Annotated in this window: 13 protein-coding genes; 6 read left to right on the top strand and 7 right to left on the bottom strand. The window is 71.2% G+C overall.

The annotated features are described in order from the left end of the window. Positions 1-137 precede the first annotated feature (137 nt). The 3 genes from ACIBG8_RS32075 to ACIBG8_RS32065 all read right to left on the bottom strand — a co-directional run bounded on the left by ACIBG8_RS32075 (position 138) and on the right by ACIBG8_RS32065 (position 4,698). Entirely contained in the window at positions 138-1,568 is a 1,431-nt protein-coding gene (locus tag ACIBG8_RS32075) for a hypothetical protein (RefSeq protein ID WP_397346775.1), read from the bottom strand. A gap of 98 nt (positions 1,569-1,666) precedes the next feature. Next, positions 1,667-3,301, bottom strand: coding sequence for an FAD-dependent monooxygenase (locus ACIBG8_RS32070; protein WP_397346773.1), 1,635 nt, complete (start codon positions 3,299-3,301; stop codon positions 1,667-1,669). Continuing rightward, positions 3,301-4,698: an MFS transporter gene (locus ACIBG8_RS32065; protein ID WP_397346772.1), complete on the bottom strand. Its 1,398-nt coding sequence runs from the start codon at positions 4,696-4,698 to the stop codon at positions 3,301-3,303. Before ACIBG8_RS32065 ends, ACIBG8_RS32070 begins: the two co-directional genes overlap by 1 nt. A 104-nt stretch (positions 4,699-4,802) precedes the next feature. Between ACIBG8_RS32065 and ACIBG8_RS32060 the strand changes: the two genes are divergently transcribed. Then, positions 4,803-5,114 carry an ArsR/SmtB family transcription factor gene (locus ACIBG8_RS32060; RefSeq protein WP_397346771.1) on the top strand — a complete coding sequence of 104 codons (312 nt, stop codon included), beginning with the start codon at positions 4,803-4,805 and terminating at the stop codon, positions 5,112-5,114. Here the strand turns inward: ACIBG8_RS32060 and ACIBG8_RS32055 are convergent. After that, a complete protein-coding gene (locus tag ACIBG8_RS32055) occupies positions 5,025-5,918 on the bottom strand; it encodes a sigma-70 family RNA polymerase sigma factor (RefSeq protein ID WP_397347816.1) in 894 nt (297 codons plus the stop codon). The two genes, ACIBG8_RS32060 and ACIBG8_RS32055, sit on opposite strands and share 90 nt — an antisense overlap. A gap of 13 nt (positions 5,919-5,931) precedes the next feature. Beyond that, entirely contained in the window at positions 5,932-6,630 is a 699-nt protein-coding gene (locus tag ACIBG8_RS32050; protein WP_397346769.1) for a DUF899 domain-containing protein, read from the bottom strand. Positions 6,631-6,710: 80 nt separating this feature from the next. Here ACIBG8_RS32050 and ACIBG8_RS32045 point away from each other — a divergent pair, with 80 nt between their 5' ends. From ACIBG8_RS32045 to ACIBG8_RS32035, 3 genes are all read left to right on the top strand, one after another. Further along, positions 6,711-7,355 carry a hypothetical protein gene (locus ACIBG8_RS32045; protein ID WP_397346768.1) on the top strand — a complete coding sequence of 215 codons (645 nt, stop codon included), beginning with the start codon at positions 6,711-6,713 and terminating at the stop codon, positions 7,353-7,355. 61 nt (positions 7,356-7,416) lie between these two features. Then, a complete protein-coding gene (locus tag ACIBG8_RS32040; protein ID WP_397347815.1) occupies positions 7,417-8,580 on the top strand; it encodes a thiolase family protein in 1,164 nt (387 codons plus the stop codon). Next, entirely contained in the window at positions 8,577-10,631 is a 2,055-nt protein-coding gene (locus ACIBG8_RS32035) for a 3-hydroxyacyl-CoA dehydrogenase NAD-binding domain-containing protein (RefSeq protein ID WP_397346767.1), read from the top strand. Before ACIBG8_RS32040 ends, ACIBG8_RS32035 begins: the two co-directional genes overlap by 4 nt. On the opposite strand, the gene ACIBG8_RS32030 is transcribed toward ACIBG8_RS32035, so the two are convergent. Together ACIBG8_RS32030 and ACIBG8_RS32025 are read right to left on the bottom strand one after the other, a co-directional pair. Further along, positions 10,626-12,332, bottom strand: a complete 1,707-nt coding sequence (locus tag ACIBG8_RS32030) for an ABC transporter ATP-binding protein (RefSeq protein WP_397346766.1) — start codon at positions 12,330-12,332, stop codon at positions 10,626-10,628. The genes ACIBG8_RS32035 and ACIBG8_RS32030 overlap by 6 nt on opposite strands. After that, complete coding sequence (locus tag ACIBG8_RS32025) at positions 12,329-14,788, bottom strand: ABC transporter ATP-binding protein/permease (RefSeq protein ID WP_397346765.1); 2,460 nt, start codon at positions 14,786-14,788, stop codon at positions 12,329-12,331. The genes ACIBG8_RS32030 and ACIBG8_RS32025 overlap by 4 nt, the downstream gene beginning before the upstream one ends. 228 nt (positions 14,789-15,016) lie before the next feature. Here ACIBG8_RS32025 and ACIBG8_RS32020 point away from each other — a divergent pair, with 228 nt between their 5' ends. Beyond that, on the top strand, positions 15,017-15,397 hold the full coding sequence (locus ACIBG8_RS32020) for an ACT domain-containing protein (protein ID WP_397346764.1): 381 nt from the start codon (positions 15,017-15,019) through the stop codon (positions 15,395-15,397). Positions 15,398-15,501: 104 nt separating this feature from the next. Further along, entirely contained in the window at positions 15,502-17,619 is a 2,118-nt protein-coding gene (locus ACIBG8_RS32015; protein ID WP_397346762.1) for a hypothetical protein, read from the top strand. The last annotated feature ends 98 nt before the right edge of the window (positions 17,620-17,717 follow it).

Raw genomic sequence — 17,717 nt, 5'->3', positions numbered from 1 at the left:
GGAGCGCACGTGAGGGGGCGGGTGCTCTGGCGGGCTCCTTGGGGCGGATGCGGGGGCGGATGCGGGGCCCCGTGGGGCGGGTGCGGAAGCGCGCGTGAGGGGCGGATGCGTGCGAGGGAGGCGGGTGTGCTGGTGGGTTACTTGGCCCAGCCGAAGAGAAGGTCGAGGAGGCCGCCGCCGTTGTTGGGCTGGGTGGGGGCTGTCGTGGGGGCCGCTGGGGCGGTGGTCTGGGAGGACTGCGTGGGTTGCGTGGAGTCCGACTGCTTGGTGGATGTTTGTGAGGTTGTGGCGTGGGACTCGGGGTTGTCCACCGTCTCCACGTCGCCCGACACGTCCCTGGTGGGCTTGGCGGAGGGTTTTGCGGTGGCGACGCCTACCCGGGTCGGCGTCGGCTTCGGGGTGGGTTGGCGGGTGGCTCGGACGTGGTCAGCCGTGGGGGTCGGGGAGCCGCCGGCTGTGGGGTCCGGGTCGGTGGCGTCCGGGTCCGAGGTCGGGGAGGACTCGGGAGACGTGGCGGGGTTCTGCATCGGCGTGTGCTTGCCTACGCTCACGCACTGGCCGGACGGGCAGTCTCCGGTCGTGGATGACGAGGACATCAGCCATCCACCTGCCACACCTACCAGCACCACTGCCGCTGCTCCGGCGATGAGGATCCTGGTGCGGCGGCGGACCTCTGTGCCCTGGTCCGGCTCCTCCATCCAGCCTGAGCCGAGGAAGCCGCGCCTGGGCTCCTCATCGTCCTCTCGCGGCTGCTCGTAGCCGCGGTCGAGGGGGAGGTAGGCGGGCTCGCTGTCGTCCTCGGCGTCTGAGGGTACGGACGACAGGTGCGGGTCGGAGACCGCGTGGGGACCGGTCGGGGTCGGGTCCAGGGACAGCGCGTCCCCTGCGAGCGACAACGACTGAGGGTCGAGCGTGGGGTGCGGGCCGGAGGCGAGCGGGTCAAGCGTCGGGTGCGGGCCCGACGGGGAGCCCGGCGCAAGGTGCGCGCCTGACGGGGAGTCGCCCACCAGGTGCGCGCCCGACTGGGGGCCGTGCGAGCCCGACGGGGTACCCGGCACGAGGTGCGGGCCCGACAGGGAGTCGCTCACTGGGTGCGCACCCGACTGGGGGCCGGGCGTGAGGTGCGTCCCGGTCGTGAAGGGTGCGCCCTGATGGGAACCGGCCCCCGCGTGTGGGGCGAGCGTGGGGTGGGGGCCGGAGGGGGGTTCTGGGTCGAGGACGTCGGCTGGCGGGGGCGTCGGGTCGGCGGAAGGCTGGTATGCGGCGGCCGGAGGGGTCTGCGAGTCGGCAGCGGGCTGATATGCGACGCCGTGAGGGGTCTGCAGGTCGGCCTCGGGCTGATATGCGGTGCCGTGAGGAGACTGCAGGTCGGCAGCGGGCTGATATGCGGTGCCGTGAGGGGTTGGCTGGTCGGCGGGAAGGAGGTACGCGACGTCTCCGCTGCCGACCACGATGGCCGGCTGCTCGTCGGTGTCGGCGGCGTCCGCGTTCCAACGGGGTGACAGCACGTCGCCCGTCATCTGCGGATCTTTCCGCTCGTCCTCGTACGGCTTCTCGTCGCGGGACACGGTTGGACCTCTCTGGCGTGGCGTGAATACGGAACGCGATCTTTCCTAACAGATTCCACACCGCCTTGTCCGGAAATTTCACACCTTGCTCGCAAATCTCAGCCGAACCAGTGGGTTACTGCTTTCTCCAGAGACAGCGCGTCCTCATGGGAGAGTGCTTCGGAAACAGATCCTGTGGTCTCCCAGGCCAGGTAGCCGTCCGGTCTGATCAGCAGACCGACCCAGGGCGACGGCGAAGACGCCACCCCGCGCACGACGTCCACCCGCCCCTCGACCACCGCCACGAGGTCGTCACGGGAAGCGAGGTCCACGTATAGAGGACGACCGGAATGCAGCAGCGACGCCAGCCGTACGGCACCGTCCGGAGTTTTGACCTCGATGTCCGGCGCCATCCCGAACCCCGAGTACCGCGTGTCCACCCCGCTGATCATCCCGCTCAGGTACTCGTTGACCTGCGGGAACTCCATCAGCTCCGCGAACAGCTCCCGAAGCGGGTCCAGCGCCGGGTCAGGATGCGCCAGGGCGTTCTGCGCCCGGACGTTCCACAACACCCGCGCCCCCACCGGGTGCCGCTCGGCGTGGTACGTGTCGAGCAGCCCGGCGGGCGCCCGCCCCCGCACCTCGGCCGCCAGCTTCCACCCCAGATTGAAGGCGTCCTCCAGCCCGGTGTTGAGCCCCTGTCCACCCCACGGGAAGTGCACGTGCGCCGCATCGCCCGCGAGCAGCACCCGCCCGCTCCGATAGGACTCGGCCTGGAGGGCGGCGTCGCCGTACCGGGAGAGCAAACGTGGGTCGGACATAAGAATAGGCTCGCCCGCGATGTAGGACGCGGCCTCCTGGAGCTCCTCCAGCGTCACCGGCGCCTCCCGGTCGGGGTGCGGCCCCCGGTAGTCGTAGGTGGTGACGCGGCTGTGGCCGCCGGGTCTGGCCCAGACCATCAGCCATCCCCGAGGCGTCCTGTGCCAGCCGCCGGGCACGTCCGGCGGCAGCCGTACCTCCCCCATGAGCGCCGCCACCCGAGCGCCGGAACCGACGAACGGGATGCCCGCCGCCTTGCGCACCACGCTCCGCGCACCATCCGTTCCCACCACATAGCGAGCGTCAAGGGAGGCGTCGCCCACCGACCCGGCCGCGAAGAGGGGGGTGCCGCCGACACTCCCCGCCGCGAAGGCGGAGGCACCACCCACACGTCCGGCGGCAAGAGGGGTGCCGTCCACACTCCCGGCCGCGAAGGGCGCGGCTCCGTCAGCACTCCCGGCCGCGACAGGCGCGGTTCCGTCAACACGCCCGGCGGCAACGGGCGAGGCTTCGCCCCCTGGCGAGCCTGCGAGCGTGAGTGTGACGTGGTCCGCGTGCTGGACCAGCCCCGTGACCTCCTGCCCGCGCCTGATCTCCGCCCCCAGCTCGAGGGCCCGGTCGGCGAAGACCTGCTCCGCCCAAGCCTGCGGGCTGCCGACGATCACCGGCCCCTCCCCGACGACCGCGCCGAGGTCCAGCCCGAACATGCCCGAGAAGTGGAAGAGCACGTTGTCATAACTGGCCCGGCCGACCCGATGGAGAAGCCCGCGCCGGTCCAGGCTCTGGGCGGTCCTGGCGTGCAGGGTGCCCGCCTTGGACTCCCCCGACGGTACGGCCAGCCGTTCCAGAACCACGGGACGCACTCCCTGCAGCGCCAACTCCGCTGCGAGCAGCATCCCGACCGGCCCGCCACCGACGATCGCGACGTCGTACATCAGTGACCCACCAGAACCGGCTCGGCCTCGAGCACGACGGCCCGCTTCCGGGCGAAGGTCAGCGACACCAGCGCACCGAGCAGGATCCCCGCTGCGGCGACGAACATCGCCGTCCGCACCCCGCCCGCCAGCGCAGCGCCGGAAGCCGAGCCGAGCCCACCCGCCGCGACCAGGACCGCCAGCCCGAGCGCCGAGCCGACCTGCAGCGCCGTGGACGCCATGCCGGACGCGATGCCCTGCTCTGACCCCGCGACACCGGTCGCTGAGGCGATCCACATGCCGGTCCAGGTGAGCCCCTGCGTCACGCCCAGGACCACGATGCCGGGCAGCACCGCCCAGAAGCTGCCGTCGGCACTGACCCCGAGGGCCAGCATGACCGTCCCCACGGCCCCGCCGACCGTGCCGATGAGCAGCGTGGCGCGCATCCCGAGCCGCCCGGCCATCCGCCCGCCGAGCTGCGTGCCGATCATGATGAGCACCGACGGCGCCAGGAACGCCAGGCCCGCGGTGACCGCGTTGTAGCCGAGCACCGTCTGGAAGTAGACGGTCAGGAAGTACGGCAGGGCGTTGAAGGTTCCACCGAAGACCAGGATGACCAGGATCGCCGAGGACAGGCTGCGGTTGCCGAACAGCCGCAGCGGCATCAGCGGATCGCGGCTGGAACGCTCCACCGCGACGAAACCGGCCAGCAGCGCCACCGCCAGGCCGAAGCTCACCAGGATGGACGGCGAGACCCAGCCGGACTCCGGCCCCTGGATCAGCGCGAACGCCAGCAGGCTGACGCCGCCGGTGGCCAGCACGGTGCCGGGGAAGTCGAAGCGGCGTCCGCGCTCACGGGCGCCGTCCGGCGGGATCAGCGCGAAGGCGGCGACCATGGCGATCACGGCGAGCGGCACGTTGACGTAGAAGACCGCCGCCCAGCCGAACGCGCCGGTCAGCAGGCCGCCGAGCAGCGAGCCGAGGGCCAGCCCGCTGGCTCCCGCGCCACTCCAGACGCCCAGCGCCCTGTTGCGCGCGGGCCCCTCCGCGAACAGCGTGTTCACCAGGGAGAGCGTGGCGGGGAAGAGCAGCGCGCCGCCGATCCCCTGCACCGCCCGCGCGGTGATGAGCAACGCCTGGCTCTCCGCCAGGCCACCGGCCAACGAGGAAACGGCGAACAACACCAGCGCCAGCACGAACATCCGGCGCCTGCCGAGCAGGTCGGCTGCGCGGCCGCCGAAGAGGAGGAAGCCGCCGTAGGTCACGGCGTACGCGCTGGACACCCATTGCAGTGCCTGCGCGGAGAAGCCGAGGTCGGCGCCGATATCGGGGAGGGCGACCATGACGATGAAGAAGTCGAGCGCGGTGATCAACTGGGAGAGCGCGAGGAGCGCCAGCACCCGGGAGGAGGAATGCATGACAGAAGGTCCCAACTGTTCGGGATTTACGAACAGTACGAGATCCTCGTACAAACACACCCGAAAGGTCAACTCATCGTACGAAATTTCCGTACAATGGGGGCATGACACCTAGCCGGGAGCAGATCCAGCTGGTCGACGTGCTCGCCGCCATCGGCCACCCCGTTCGGGCCAAGATCGTCAAGGTGCTGGCCGACGGCGCGGAGCGCCCCTGTCGCGGCATCGCGCCCGACGTCCCGAAGTCGACGCTCACCAGCCACTGGCGGGTGCTCACCGACAGCGGCGTGATCTACCAGCGGCCGGTGGGGCGCAACCTGTTCATCACGCTACGCAGGGACGACCTCGACGCCCGCTTCCCCGGACTGATCGACCTGGTCATCCAGCAGGAGGAAGTGGACGATCCGCACGACGCCTGACGCGGCGACCTCCAGCACCTGCAGCGCGTGCTGCCTGCCGTACTGATGGACGGTGAAGCCCGGCTGGCCGTTCGCCCTGACCGGGACCAGGCGGAACGCGCCTGGAGTGAGGCGATGGGACAGGAAGCTGCCGATCGCCTCGCGGCCGGAGAACCACTCGGCGAGGGGCGGCATCTCCCAGATCGCGTCGTGCGCCATCAGCCGCACAAGGCCTTGCACGTCGGCGCGCTCGAACGCGGTGGCGTAGGAGTCGAGCAGCTCGCGCAGCCGCGGCTCTGACGGCTCTGCCAGCCGCGCCGGCTCGACCTGGGCGAGCTGCGCCCTGGCCCGGTGCAGCGCGCTGTTGACCGCGACCGGGGTGGTGCCGAGCAGCTCGGCGACCTCGGCGGCCCGCCAGGTCAGCACGTCGCGCAGGATGAGGACGGCGCGCTGGCGCGGCGGCAGGTGCTGCAGCGCCGCGACCAGGGCCAGCCGCGTGTCGTGCTGGGCCTCCACGATGTCGGCCGGGTCGGGGAACGGCTCCAGCCAGGGCACGTCGAGGCCCTTGCCCAGCTCGACCCCGGGATCGCTGGGGCCGCCGAGCCCCGAGGGCAGCGGCCGCCGGCTGCTGCCCTCGAGCGCTTCGAGGCACGCGTTGGTCGCGATCCGGTAGAGCCACGTGCGCAGCGAGGAGCGCCCCTCGAACCGGTCGAGGTTGCGCCAGGCGCGCAGGTAGGTCTCCTGGACCACGTCCTCGGCGTCGGTCGCCGACCCGAGCATCCGGTAGCAGTGGGCGAGCAGCTCGCGCCGGTACCGGTCGGCCAGGCCGCCGAACTCCTCAGTGGCAGTGATGGTCCGCCTCCGCGCCCTCGTACCTGTCGTGGTGGAGGAACTCGCTGACGTGCCGCTGCCTGCCCAGCGGGGTGAGGTCGAGGTAGTGGTTGGTGCCGAGCAGGTCGTCGAGGCCGCGGCCGTAGGTGGAGTAGGTGTGCAGGACGTCCTCGCCCTCGCGCAGGAACACGCTCAGGCCGGGGCCGTCGTTACCCTTTCCGGTGAAGTAGCTCTGCCCCTTGCTCTCCAGGGTGGCCTTGTCCATGTAGTTGTACTGGATGGGCGCGACGTCCTCGTCGGCCGTGACGTGGAAGTCGTAGTTGAAGGTGCTGCCGTGCGAGGAGTACCAGGGCACGGTCCAGCCCATGCGCTTCCTGAACCGTTCGATCGAGTCGTACGGCGCGCGCGACACCAGCGCCAGCGTGGTGTCGACGGCGTGCAGGTGGGACAGGTGGCCGATGTTGTCCGCCGTGAGCGAGCAGCTGGGGCAGCCCTGGTCGGTGTCGTCGAGCCACATGAAGTGGTAGATCATGAGCTGGCGTCGGCCCTCGAACAGCTCGGCGAGACCCAGCTCCCCCGACGGGCCGGTGAAGACGTAGTCCTTGTCGATCCTGACCTTGGGCAGCGCCCTGCGCTGCTCGGCGATCTCCTCGCGCAGCGCGGTGAGTGCCTTCTCCCTGGCGAGCAGTTCCATTCGCTGGTTCATGGAAGTACAGAGTCTTGGTGCTCCCGAAACTCATCGCAAAGCCGCACACTATTACTCGGTGTGACGCCATGATGACCGTCATGCTTTCGACGGAGTTGGCCGCATTGCGCAGCCGGGCGAGGGCGGCGCGGCGGCTGGCCCGCCTCACGCTGTGCGGGTCGATCGCGTTGCTCTGCTGCGTACAACTGCTGGCGGAACGGTCACCGGCGGCGGAGCTCGCGGTCCTGGCGCTGACCGTGTTCCTCATGGCGCTGCCGGTGCAGGCGCTGACGCAGCTCGCGTGGGGCGTGCGGATGCGGCGGGTGCGCGCGCTGGAGGTCAGGCTCTACGGGGTCTGCTCCACGCCGCGCTGGAGCCGGTTGGCGGTGGCGGCCTGCTGGGCGCTGACGTTGCTGCTCGGGCTGACCGTCCCGCAGCAGTTCAGACGGGCGGGTCTGTACGGCTTCGCCGACCTGGCGGGCAGCGCGCTGGAGGGGCTGGCGCTCGCGGCGTGCGTGGCGGGGGTGGCGTTCTGCCTGTGGTGGGCGCGTGACGCGCGCAGGCCGGGTCCCTGCGATCCGTGGGATCCGGGGCGCAGGTCCGGGAGCGGGGCCGGGTGGGTGGGCGCGGCGCTGGCGGTTGCGGTGCTGGTCGGAGCGCGGGCGCACCTCTGGGAACCCCCCGTTGTCCTGATATATGCGCTCTTGGTGGCTGCTATCGTCTGTCCATTAGTTACTGACGAGTAGCATAGGCACTCCAGGCTTCCAACTCTTGAGGAGCGAACGAGTGCCTTCCTCCCGTGACGTCGTGTTCGTCGACGGCGTACGCACGCCTTTCGGCCGTTCCGGCCCGAAGGGCATGTATGCGGAGACCCGCGCCGACGACCTGGTCGTCCGTGTGATCCGCGAGCTGATGCGCCGCAATCCCTCGCTGCCGCCCGAGCGGGTGGACGAGGTCGCCATCGCGGCCACCACGCAGATCGGCGACCAGGGGCTGACCATCGGCCGCTCGGCCGCCGTGCTGGCCGGGCTGCCGAAGAGCGTGCCCGGCTACGCGATCGACCGCATGTGCGCGGGAGCGATGACCGCGGTGACCTCCGTGGCCGGCGGCATCGCGTTCGGCGCCTACGACGTGGCCATCGCCGGCGGCGTCGAGCACATGGGACGCCACCCGATGGGCGAGGGCGTCGACCCCAACCCGCGCTTCCTGTCGGAGAAGCTGGTCGATCCCAGCGCGCTCGTCATGGGCATGACGGCGGAGAACCTGCACGACCGCTACCCGGAGATCACCAAGGACCGCGCCGACGCCTACGCGGTGCTGTCGCAGGAGAAGGTCGCCAAGGCGTACGCCGACGGCAAGATCCAGCCCGACCTGGTGCCGACCGCCATCAGGACGGCGGCGCTCGGCTGGGGTCTGGCCACCGAGGACGAGGCGCCGCGCCCGGAGACCTCCCTCGACGGGCTGTCGAAGCTGAAGACGCCGTTCCGCTCGCACGGCCGGGTGACGGCGGGCAACTCCTCCGGCATCAACGACGGCGCGACCGGCTGCCTGGTGGCCGCCGCCCCCGTGGCCGAGGAACTGGGCCTGTCGCCCAAGATGCGCCTGGTGTCCTACGCCTTCGCGGGTGTGGACCCCGAGGTCATGGGCGTGGGGCCGATCCCGTCGACCGAGCGCGCCCTGCGGCTCGCCGGTCTCGACATCTCCGACATCGGGCTCTTCGAGATCAACGAGGCCTTCGCCGTCCAGGTGCTGGCCTTCCTCGACCACTTCGGCATCCCCGAGGACTCGGACAAGGTCAACCAGTACGGCGGAGCCATCGCGTTCGGCCACCCGCTGGCCTCCTCGGGCGTGCGGCTGATGACCCAGCTCGCCCGCCAGTTCGCCGAGAAGCCCGACGTGCGTTACGGCATCACCACCATGTGCGTCGGCATGGGCATGGGCGCCACCGTGATCTGGGAGAACCTCGCATGATCGACACCCTCCGCACCCTCCTGACCGCCAGAGAGCAGGACGAGGTCGTCACCAACGCCCTGGTCCGCGACGTCGAGCTGCCCGGCGGCGCAGGGACGATGGCGCTGATCACGCTGGACAACGGCTTCGACCACACCAAGCCGAACACCTTCGGCCCGCTGGGGCTGTTCGCGCTGAACGACGCCCTGGACTCGATCGCCGGAAGGAATGACCTCGCGGCCGTCGGCGTCATCGGCAAGCCGTTCATCTTCGCCGTCGGCGCCGACCTCAAGGGCGCGGCGACCGTCGCCTCCCGCGAGGAGGCGCTCGCCATCGGGCAGCTCGGCCACCTGGTCTTCCGCCGCCTCGGCGAGCTGGGCATCCCGTCGTTCGCCTTCGTGAACGGCGCGGCGATGGGCGGCGGCCTGGAGATCGCGCTGCACTGCACCTACAGGACGATCTCCTCCGGCGTACCGGCCGTGGCCCTGCCCGAGTGCTTCCTCGGCCTCGTGCCCGGCTGGGGCGGCACGCAGCTGCTCCCGCGCCTGATCGGCCCGTCCAAGGCGATCAAGCTGATCATCGAGAACCCGCTGTCGCAGAACCGCATGATCAAGGGGACGGACGCCTTCTCCCTCGGCGTCGCCGACGCGCTGTTCGAGCCCGCCGACTTCCTGGAGGAGTCGCTGCGCTGGGCCGCGAAGGTACTCACGTCCGACATCTCCGTGACGCGGACCGAGAGCACCGAGGACTGGGACAAGGTCGTGGGCGACGCCCGCTTCCTCGTCGACATGAAGCTCCACGGCGCCTCCCCCGCCCCTTACCGGGCGCTCGACCTGATCGCCCAGGCTCGTACGGCCACGCGCGACGAGGGCTTCGCCGCCGAGGACGAGGCGCTGGCCGACCTCCTCATGAGCGACACGCTCCGCGCCGGGCTCTACGCCTTCGACCTGGTCCAGCGGCGCGCCAAGCGCCCGGTCGGCGCGCCGGACAAGGCGCTGGCACGCAAGGTCACCAAGGTCGGCGTCGTCGGCGCCGGGCTGATGGCCTCGCAGATGGCGCTGCTGTTCGCCCGCCGCCTCGAAGTGCCCGTCGTCATGACCGACCTGTCGCCGGAGCGCCTCGACGCCGGCGTCGGATACGTGCGCAAGGAGGTCGACAAGCTCCTCGCCAAGGGGCGGATCTCCGCCGACCAGGCCAACCGGCTCAAGGGCCTGGTCACCGGGTCGCTGACCAAGGACGCGTTCGCCGACGCCGACTTCGTCATCGAGGCCGTCTTCGAGGAGATGTCGGTCAAGCAGAAGGTGTTCGCCGAGGTCGAGCAGGTCGTGTCGGCCGAGTGCGTGCTGGCCACCAACACCTCCTCGCTGTCGCTCACCGAGATGGGCTCCTCCCTGGAGCACCCGGAGCGGCTGGTCGGCTTCCACTTCTTCAACCCGGTCGCGGTGATGCCGCTGCTGGAGATCGTCCGCGGCGCGTCCACCTCGGACGAGACCCTGGCCACGGCGTTCGCCGTCGGCAAGTCGCTGCGCAAGTCGTCGGTGCTGGTCAAGGACGCTCCGGCGTTCGTCGTGAACCGCCTGCTCACCCGCTTCATGGGCGAGGTCATCGCGGCCGTCGACGAGGGCACGCCGCTGGAGGTCGCCGAGCACTCGCTGGACGACCTCGGGCTGCCCATGACCCCGTTCGCGCTGCTGCAGCTCGTCGGGCCGGCCGTGGGGCACCACGTGTCCGAGACGCTGCACGCGGCGTTCCCGTCGCGGTTCGGCGTCTCGCCGAACATGGCGAAGCTGGTCGCGTCGGGCAAGCCCGGCGTCTACGCGCCGGACTTCTCGCTCGACCCCGAGGCGGTGGCTCTCTTCACCGGAGGCACCTCGCCGTCCACGGCGGCCGAGGTACGGCAGCGCGTCCTGGAGGCGCTCGCCGAGGAGATCCGCATCATGCTCGACGAGGGCGTGGTCGCGGCGGCGCAGGACATCGACCTGTGCATGATCCTCGGCGCGGGCTGGCCGTTCCACCTGGGCGGCATCACGCCGTACCTGAACCGGGCGGGCTTCTCCTCGCTGGCCTCATAGGGTCCACGCGGCGGCCTGTTCGCGATGCTTCCAGTAGGACGCGAACCGGCCGCCGCGCTCGACCAGCTCGGCCAGCGTGCCGCGCTCCAGCACACGGCCGTCCTGGAGGAACACGATCTGGTCGGCGCGGGCGATCGTGCTCAGCCGGTGGGCGATGATGACGGTCGCCCGCTCGCCGCGCCCCGCCTCCAGCGCGCCGATGATCGCCCGCTCGTTGCCCGCGTCCAGCGCGGCCGTAGCCTCGTCGAGCAGCAGCAGCGGCGCGTTCTTCAGCAGCGCGCGGGCGATGCTCACCCGCTGGCGCTCCCCGCCGGACAGCGCGGCGCCGCGCTCCCCCACCCGGGTCTCCCACCCGCCGGGCAGCCGGGCGACCACCTCGTCGAGCTGCGCCCGGCTTGCTGCCGCCTTGACCTCCTCCTCGGTGGCGTCCGGGCTGCCGAGGCGGATGTTGTCGTAGAGGCTGGCGTCGAAGAGGTAGACGTCCTGGAACACGATGCCGAGCTGCCGCATGAGGACGGCCGGGTCGTAGGCGCGCACGTCGTGCCCGGCGACGAGGATGGATCCGCCGCTCACCTCGTGGAACCTGGCGATCAGCGCCAGCAGCGTGCTCTTGCCCGCGCCCGACGGGCCCACGACGGCGGTGGTGGTGCCGCGCTCGACGGTGAACGACACGCCCGCGACGGTGTCCTCGCCCTCCTCGTAGCCGAAGCGCACGTCGCGCAGTTCGAGCGCCGTCCTCGACGGGTCTGGCGTGACCGGCTCCGCCGTACCACCGAGGGCTGGGGCGTCGAGCAGGACCTGCACTCTTTCCACGGTGCCGCGCATGGCCTGCATGGCCGGGGAGAGCTCGGCCAGCGTCGTGAACGGCTCGACGAACCGCACCGCGACGATGACGACGGCGACGATTCGCGCGCCGTCCAGCCCTTGGAGTACGGCGGTCGCCACCAGCCCGAGCAGCACCGCCTGGGTGGCGAAGCCGAACATCACCTGACCGGGCAGCCCGAACCCGACCAGACGCAACGCCGCCGATCGCTGCCTGTCGAGGGCCCGCCCCACAGCCGACCCCTCTCCTTCTGTACGGCCGGCAGCGCGCAACGCGGGCTGCGCCTGGGCCAGCTCGATGATGCGTCGCCCCGCCTCGGCGGACGCCGCAGCGTAGGCGTCGTCGGCGGCCCGCAGGCTGCGCCCGCTCGCCCACACCGTGACCAGCAGCAACGGCACGGCGGCCAGCGCGACCAGGCCGAGCACCGGTTCGATGAACAGCAGCCCGAGGCCGATCAGCGCGGGCGTGGTGAGCGCGCCGACCGCCGGGGTCATCAGGTGCGCGATGCCCTGGCACAGCTCGCGCCCGGACGAGGTCAGCGCCCGCTGACCCTCCGACCGGCGTTCCGCGGTGAACCAGCCCAGCGGGATCCGCTGCAACCGGTCCACGATCCGCGTCTCGATACCGGACAGCAGCGCGAACCCGATGGCGAACCCGGCGCCCGCGACCGTGTAGTCGACCGCCCAACCGGCCACGACCAGCCCGGCGAACGCGCACGCCCAGACCAGCGCGCCGGGATCCGCCGAGAACAGGGCGGTGAGCAGCGGCACCAGGGCGAGGACGGCGCCCGCCCTGATCACGGCGCTGAGCCCGACCAGGGCCAGGTAGCGCGCGGTGGCGCGGCGGTCGTCGGCCAGGCGGAGGGTCTGACGGATCATGACGACGTCTCCTGCGTGAGATGGGCGGCCTGCCACAGGTCGCGGTAGAGGCCGGGGCCGCCGAGCAGCTCCGCGTGCTTCCCGCGCTGGACGACGCGGCCGCCGTCCAGTACGACGATCGCGTCGGCGCCCGTGACGGTGTGCAGGCGATGCGCGATGACCAGCACCGTACGGCCGGCCACCAGCCTGCCGAGCGCCTCCTGCACCAGGTGCTCGGACTCCGGGTCGGCGAACGCGGTCGCCTCGTCGAGAACCAGCACCGGCCGGTCCGCCAGCAGCGCCCTGGCGATGGTGATCCGCTGCGCCTCGCCGCCCGACAGCCCGTCCTGCCCGAGCTCGGTGTCGTAGCCGTCGGGGAGCCGCACGATCCGCTCGTGGATCTGCGCCGCCCTCGCCGCCTCCTCCACCTCCTGCCGTGACGCGTCCGGCCTGGACAGGGCGATGTTGTCGTGGACGCTCGCGTTCACCAGCGACACGTCCTGGAAGACGAAGCCGACGGCCCGGTAGAGCTCGTCGAGCGGCAGGTCGCGCAGGTCGGTCCCGTCGATGGTGATCGAGCCCTCGGTGACGTCGTGGAACCTGGCCAGGAGGGCGGCGAGCGTCGACTTGCCCGCGCCGCTGGGGCCGACGAGCGCGGTCACCGTACCGGGGGCCAGGTCGAGGTTGACGCCGGACAGGACGCGGTGCTGCCCGTAGGAGAAGGACACGTCGTGGAAGCGGACCGTTCTTCCGTGACCGGGCGTCAGCGCGCGTGGCGGGTCGGGTTCCGCCAGCTCGGGCTCGGACAGCAGCAGCCCGATGCGCTGGGCGGCGGTCGTCGCCTCGCGCACCGAGGCCAGGCCGTACGAGATGGCCAGCAACTGGCCGCCGAACGTCACCCCGAGCAGCAGGAAGGGCAGCAGGTCAGCCGGTTCGAGCAGCAACCCGCCCGCGACGACGATCAGCAGCAGCGAGGTCATCGGCCGGGTGACCAGGTCGATCAGCGTCTTGCGCGAGGTCAGCGGGCGCTGCCAGCCGTCCAGGAACCGCGCGCGCTCGGCCAGGGTGGCGCGGAACCCGCCGGCTGGACCGGCGTCGTAGGCCCTGACGACGGCCAGGCCGTCCAGGTAGGCGACCGCCTCGGAGCCGACCCGCGTCTCCCACTCGGTGAACCGGGCGAGCTGCGCGGTCGACGCCGCGATCATCCTGGCCGTCAGGACCATGTAGACGAGCACCGGCACCAGCAGGATCGCGGCCAGGGCGGCGGAGACGGAGAACAGATAGGTGAGTACGGCCAGCGGCGCCACCACCGCCGCGACCACGTCGAGCACGGCGTGGGTGACCAGGTAGTGCACGCTGGCGGCGTCGTCCTGCACGGCCTGCTTGACCATCCCGGAGGTGCGCTGGGTGAACCAGCCGAGGGGGAGGCGGGAGAGCTTGCGCACCACCGTGGTCCGTACGAGGTGGCCGAACCTGGCGTCCATCACGTGCATCGCCAGCAGCAGGACACCGGCGAGAGCCGTACCGGCACCGAGCAGGACCAGGGCCAGGAAACCCAGGCTCTGGAGTGGGGTCTTCGTCAGGAGACGGCGGCACACCTCCACGAGCAGGAGATATGGAGCGAGCTGGACCAGGGAGACCACGGCCTGGAAGATCCCGGCGAGGATGAGTTTGGGGCGTAAGGGGGCCAGCAGTCTTGCTCCGGCTCGTGAACGCCACTGCCCTTTCGTCGTGGGTGCCGCGGGCGCTTCCTCGCGGTCGGTGCCCATGGCCTTGCCCTTGATCCAGTAGGCGCGGCCCTTGACGTCGGTGCGGGGGAAACCCAGCTCGGTGAGCCTCGCCTGGACACGTTTGGTCGCGGCGGACTCGGCTGTGACCCAGGCGAACCAGTTCGACCAGTCGCGGTCGTCCACGGCGGCGGCCAGGTCGGACACCCAGGTCACCGTACCCATCGGGTGGTCGGCGACCGGGAGGTCGCTGTCGCCCTCCTCGTACTGCTGGAGCAGCACCTCGACCGGCGTCGTCGCGGGCAGGGCGGTGAGGATGGCGTTGATGCCGGGCAGCGCGGCCGGGTCGCCGACCAGCAGGTACCCGTCCGGAGCCGGGTCGGGGGCCTGGAAGTGGCCCGACGCCCAGCGGGTCACCTGGATGGTGTCGCCCCGCTTGGCGTTGGACGCCCATTCACAGGCGGGGCCCTTGGGTTCGTGCAGCAGGAACTCCAGGCTCACGTGGCTGGTGTCTGCGTCCGGGTCTACGAGGGTGTAGCCGCGCTGGTGCTCGCGGCCGGGTTTGACGGGGTCAGGGGCCCAGAGGCGTACCCAGGCGGCGGGCGGGAACGGCTGGCCGTCGAACAGGGTGGGCGCGTGGAAGGTGATGCGGCGGTAGCGCGGCGTCAGGTCCTCTATGGCGGAGACGGTGAGCGTGTGCTCACGGGCGCCGAAGGTCTTCATCATCGCACCGGCGTATCCGCGTGCCATCGATCCTCGCTTAGATAGGCAAGCCTAACCTTAGTTCCCCGCGATCGTAGCGCCCACCCCCGCCCACAACCACCCCTATCCGCCCCAGACCCTGACTCCCCCACCGACCCCCGCCCCCCTCACCCCCACACGGACCCCACCCCCACAAACCCCCGCCCCCATACGCCCCCTCTCACCCACAAAAAGGACCTCAGCCATCCCCTCATCAATCTGATCTAGGGTTGGAGGATGAGTTCACAGCGCCTGGGCATCGTGCCGTCGGTGTTCGCCGTGGAACACCTCCCCCACGCGACCTTCCCCGAGGACGACGAGTGGATCGCCCTGGTCCGGGCCCCGGAGGGCCTGACCGTCGTCCGCGAAACCTGGCCGACCGGCTCGGGCGAGCGCTGGATAGGCCTGTACGGCTCAGCCCACGACCTGGCCGCCACCGGAATGCTCGCCGCCATCATCACCCCGCTGGCCGAAGCGGAGATCTCGGTCTTCGTCGCCTCCACCTACCACGCCGACCTCGTCCTGGTCCCCGAACACCGGATCAAGGAAGCCGTCACAGCCCTGGAACAAGCAGGCCACCGCGTGGACACCAAACACCTTGCCCAGCCTTTTACCTGACGCAGACACCCACAAGGCAACACGTGAGTCACGTTAGGTAATCGAATGACTCTTTTGGGTTACTCCGTCACGTGTCCGGAAGACCCCCCGGGTACGGACACTGCATGCGCAATCTAAACAAGGGACTTCTCGCAGTAGCGATCGGTATTTCCACGTTCGGCCTGGCAGGGGCGCTGCCCGCCCAGGCGGCCACCGACATCCGCATCGCCGGCGACCCGCCGGACGACGACCTCATCGCCGGCCTCAGCGGCAGGACGCTCGACGTCATCCTCAAGGACCTCGGCGACGACGGCGTACTCTCCCCGGAGAGCAAGTCACTGGTCCTCAAGGACTTCTTCGGCGCCCCGAGCCCGCAGGGCAAGCCGGTCAAGGAGCCGGAGCAGGCCAGCCAGACCACCGACGGCCCGCCCACCGCGCCCCTGCACCCGCTCAGCCCCGGCTTCCTGTCCATCGTCAGCGACCTCCTCGCCAGCGACGTCCTGTCGACGGACACGAAGGCCCTGGTCAAGGTAGAACTGGGCGACGCCCTGGAGAAGGCGGCAGGCGTAACCTCCCCCTCAGAAGAGGCAGCGGCCCCAGAAGAGGATGCGGCCTCAGACGAGGATGCGGCAGACGACACAGCACCCACCAACCCACTCCCCTCCGACGAAGCCCCACCAGCCTCCGACACCCTCACCCCCGTAACGGCCCCCGCCACCGACCCTGCACCGGCCACCGACGAAGCCCCTGAGGCCCCGTCCGACGAAGCCGCCCCAGCCACCGACGAGGCCCCGGCAGCTTCATCCGACGAAGCGGCCCCGGCGACCGAGCCCGAGCCTCCCGCCGCCGACGAACCGGCAGCCCCAGCCGTTGACGAAGCCGCGCCGTCCGACGAGGCAGCCCCCGCAGACATGCCCGCCGCCGACCTCGCACCGGCCACCGACGAAGCCCCGGTGGCACCGGCCGACGAAGCCGCCGCACCGGCCTCCGACGAGGCAGCCCCGACCGACCCGACGGCCGCGCTTGCCGTCGAGCCGGTGGCCGCGAGCGTCGAGGACATCGCCGGACCAGTCGCCGCCGAAGCCGCCGACCCCGTCCCCGCCGACGAAGCCCCCGCCGCCGACGAAGCTGCACCCGCAGCGGAGGAAGCAGCCGCACCATCCGACGAGGCCGCCCCAGCAGTGGACGAGGCAGCCCCAGCCACGGACACAGCGCCTGCCGACGAAGCCGCCCCCGCAGCGGAGGAGGCGGCGCCCGCAGCGGAGCCCGCCGCTGACGAGGCCATGGCCGACGAGGCAGTCCCGGGCACCGAAGACACCACGGCCGTCACCGACGAAGCCGCTCCTGCCGATGAGGCGGCCCCCGCCGACGAAGCTGCTCCCGTTGAGGAGCCCGCTGCCGAAGTCGCAGCCCCGGCCGCCGACGAGGCCGCCGCCGATGAGGCCGCAGCCACCGATGAGGCGGCCCCGGCCGTCGAAGAAGCAGCACCCGCCGACGAAGCTGCACCCGCAGCGGAGGAAGCAGCACCTGCGGCAGAGCCCGCCGCCGAGGAAGCAGCACCCGCCGACGAAGCTGCACCCGCAGCGGAGGAAGCAGCACCTGCGGCAGAGCCCGCCGCCGAGGAAGCAGCACCCGCCGACGAGGCCGCACCGGCCGCGGAAGAGGCAGCTCCCGCAGATGCGGCGGCCGCTGACGATGCCGCACCCGTAGCGGAGGAAGCGGCACCCGCAGCCGAGCCCGCCGCCGAGGAAGCCGTGGCTGACGAGGTCGCTCCGGCCATGGAGGACACCGCGGCCGTCGCCGATGAGGTGGCCCCGGCCGTCGAGGAAGCAGCGCCCGTGGCGGAGCCCGCCGAGGAGGCAGCGGCACCGTCCGACCAGGTCGCCGCACCGTCCGATGATGCAGCCGCACCGTCCGATGGGGTCGCCGCACCGTCTGACGAGGCCGCCGCCACGACCGAGGACAGCAGCGTTCTCGGCGTGGATGGGACGACCATCGGCGAGGCTGCGACCTCGGCCGACGAAAGCGCTCCCGCCGCTGACGAGCTGGCTCCGGTCGCGGAAGAGGCCGCAGCCTCGGCGGACGTCGTAGCTCCGGCCGCCGATGACGCTGGTGGTGAGGCGGCTCCGGCGGATGACGCTGTGGCCGCTGACGTGGCCGTCGGTGACGATGTGGCGAACGACGCCGCCGCAGACACCGACAGTGCCGACGACGAGATCGCCGACGAGGCATCTGCCGAGTAGCACACCGCACACGAAAAGGCCGTTGGGGGCGAACGTACCCCAGCGGCCTTTCGCGTTCGACGCCAAGGGAGTTGGGCGAGCAACGACAGGCGGAGGGC

It is taken from the genome of Nonomuraea sp. NPDC050556, from assembly GCF_044457355.1.
GTDB lineage: Bacteria > Actinomycetota > Actinomycetes > Streptosporangiales > Streptosporangiaceae > Nonomuraea.
Note: the sequence above shows the minus strand (reverse complement) of the source record. Positions and strands in the feature narration are given on the sequence as shown.

Excerpts from the sequence above, each read along its gene's own strand:
- ACIBG8_RS32070 (WP_397346773.1), bottom strand. The coding sequence starts at position 3,301 with ATGTACGACGTCGCGATCGTCGGTGGCGGGCCGGTCGGGATGCTGCTC.
- ACIBG8_RS32065 (WP_397346772.1), bottom strand. The coding sequence starts at position 4,698 with ATGCATTCCTCCTCCCGGGTGCTGGCGCTCCTCGCGCTCTCCCAGTTG.
- ACIBG8_RS32060 (WP_397346771.1), top strand. The coding sequence starts at position 4,803 with ATGACACCTAGCCGGGAGCAGATCCAGCTGGTCGACGTGCTCGCCGCC.
- ACIBG8_RS32050 (WP_397346769.1), bottom strand. The coding sequence starts at position 6,630 with ATGAACCAGCGAATGGAACTGCTCGCCAGGGAGAAGGCACTCACCGCG.
- ACIBG8_RS32045 (WP_397346768.1), top strand. The coding sequence starts at position 6,711 with ATGCTTTCGACGGAGTTGGCCGCATTGCGCAGCCGGGCGAGGGCGGCG.
- ACIBG8_RS32035 (WP_397346767.1), top strand. The coding sequence starts at position 8,577 with ATGATCGACACCCTCCGCACCCTCCTGACCGCCAGAGAGCAGGACGAG.
- ACIBG8_RS32030 (WP_397346766.1), bottom strand. The coding sequence starts at position 12,332 with ATGATCCGTCAGACCCTCCGCCTGGCCGACGACCGCCGCGCCACCGCG.
- ACIBG8_RS32025 (WP_397346765.1), bottom strand. The coding sequence starts at position 14,788 with ATGGCACGCGGATACGCCGGTGCGATGATGAAGACCTTCGGCGCCCGT.
- ACIBG8_RS32020 (WP_397346764.1), top strand. The coding sequence starts at position 15,017 with ATGAGTTCACAGCGCCTGGGCATCGTGCCGTCGGTGTTCGCCGTGGAA.
- ACIBG8_RS32015 (WP_397346762.1), top strand. The coding sequence starts at position 15,502 with ATGCGCAATCTAAACAAGGGACTTCTCGCAGTAGCGATCGGTATTTCC.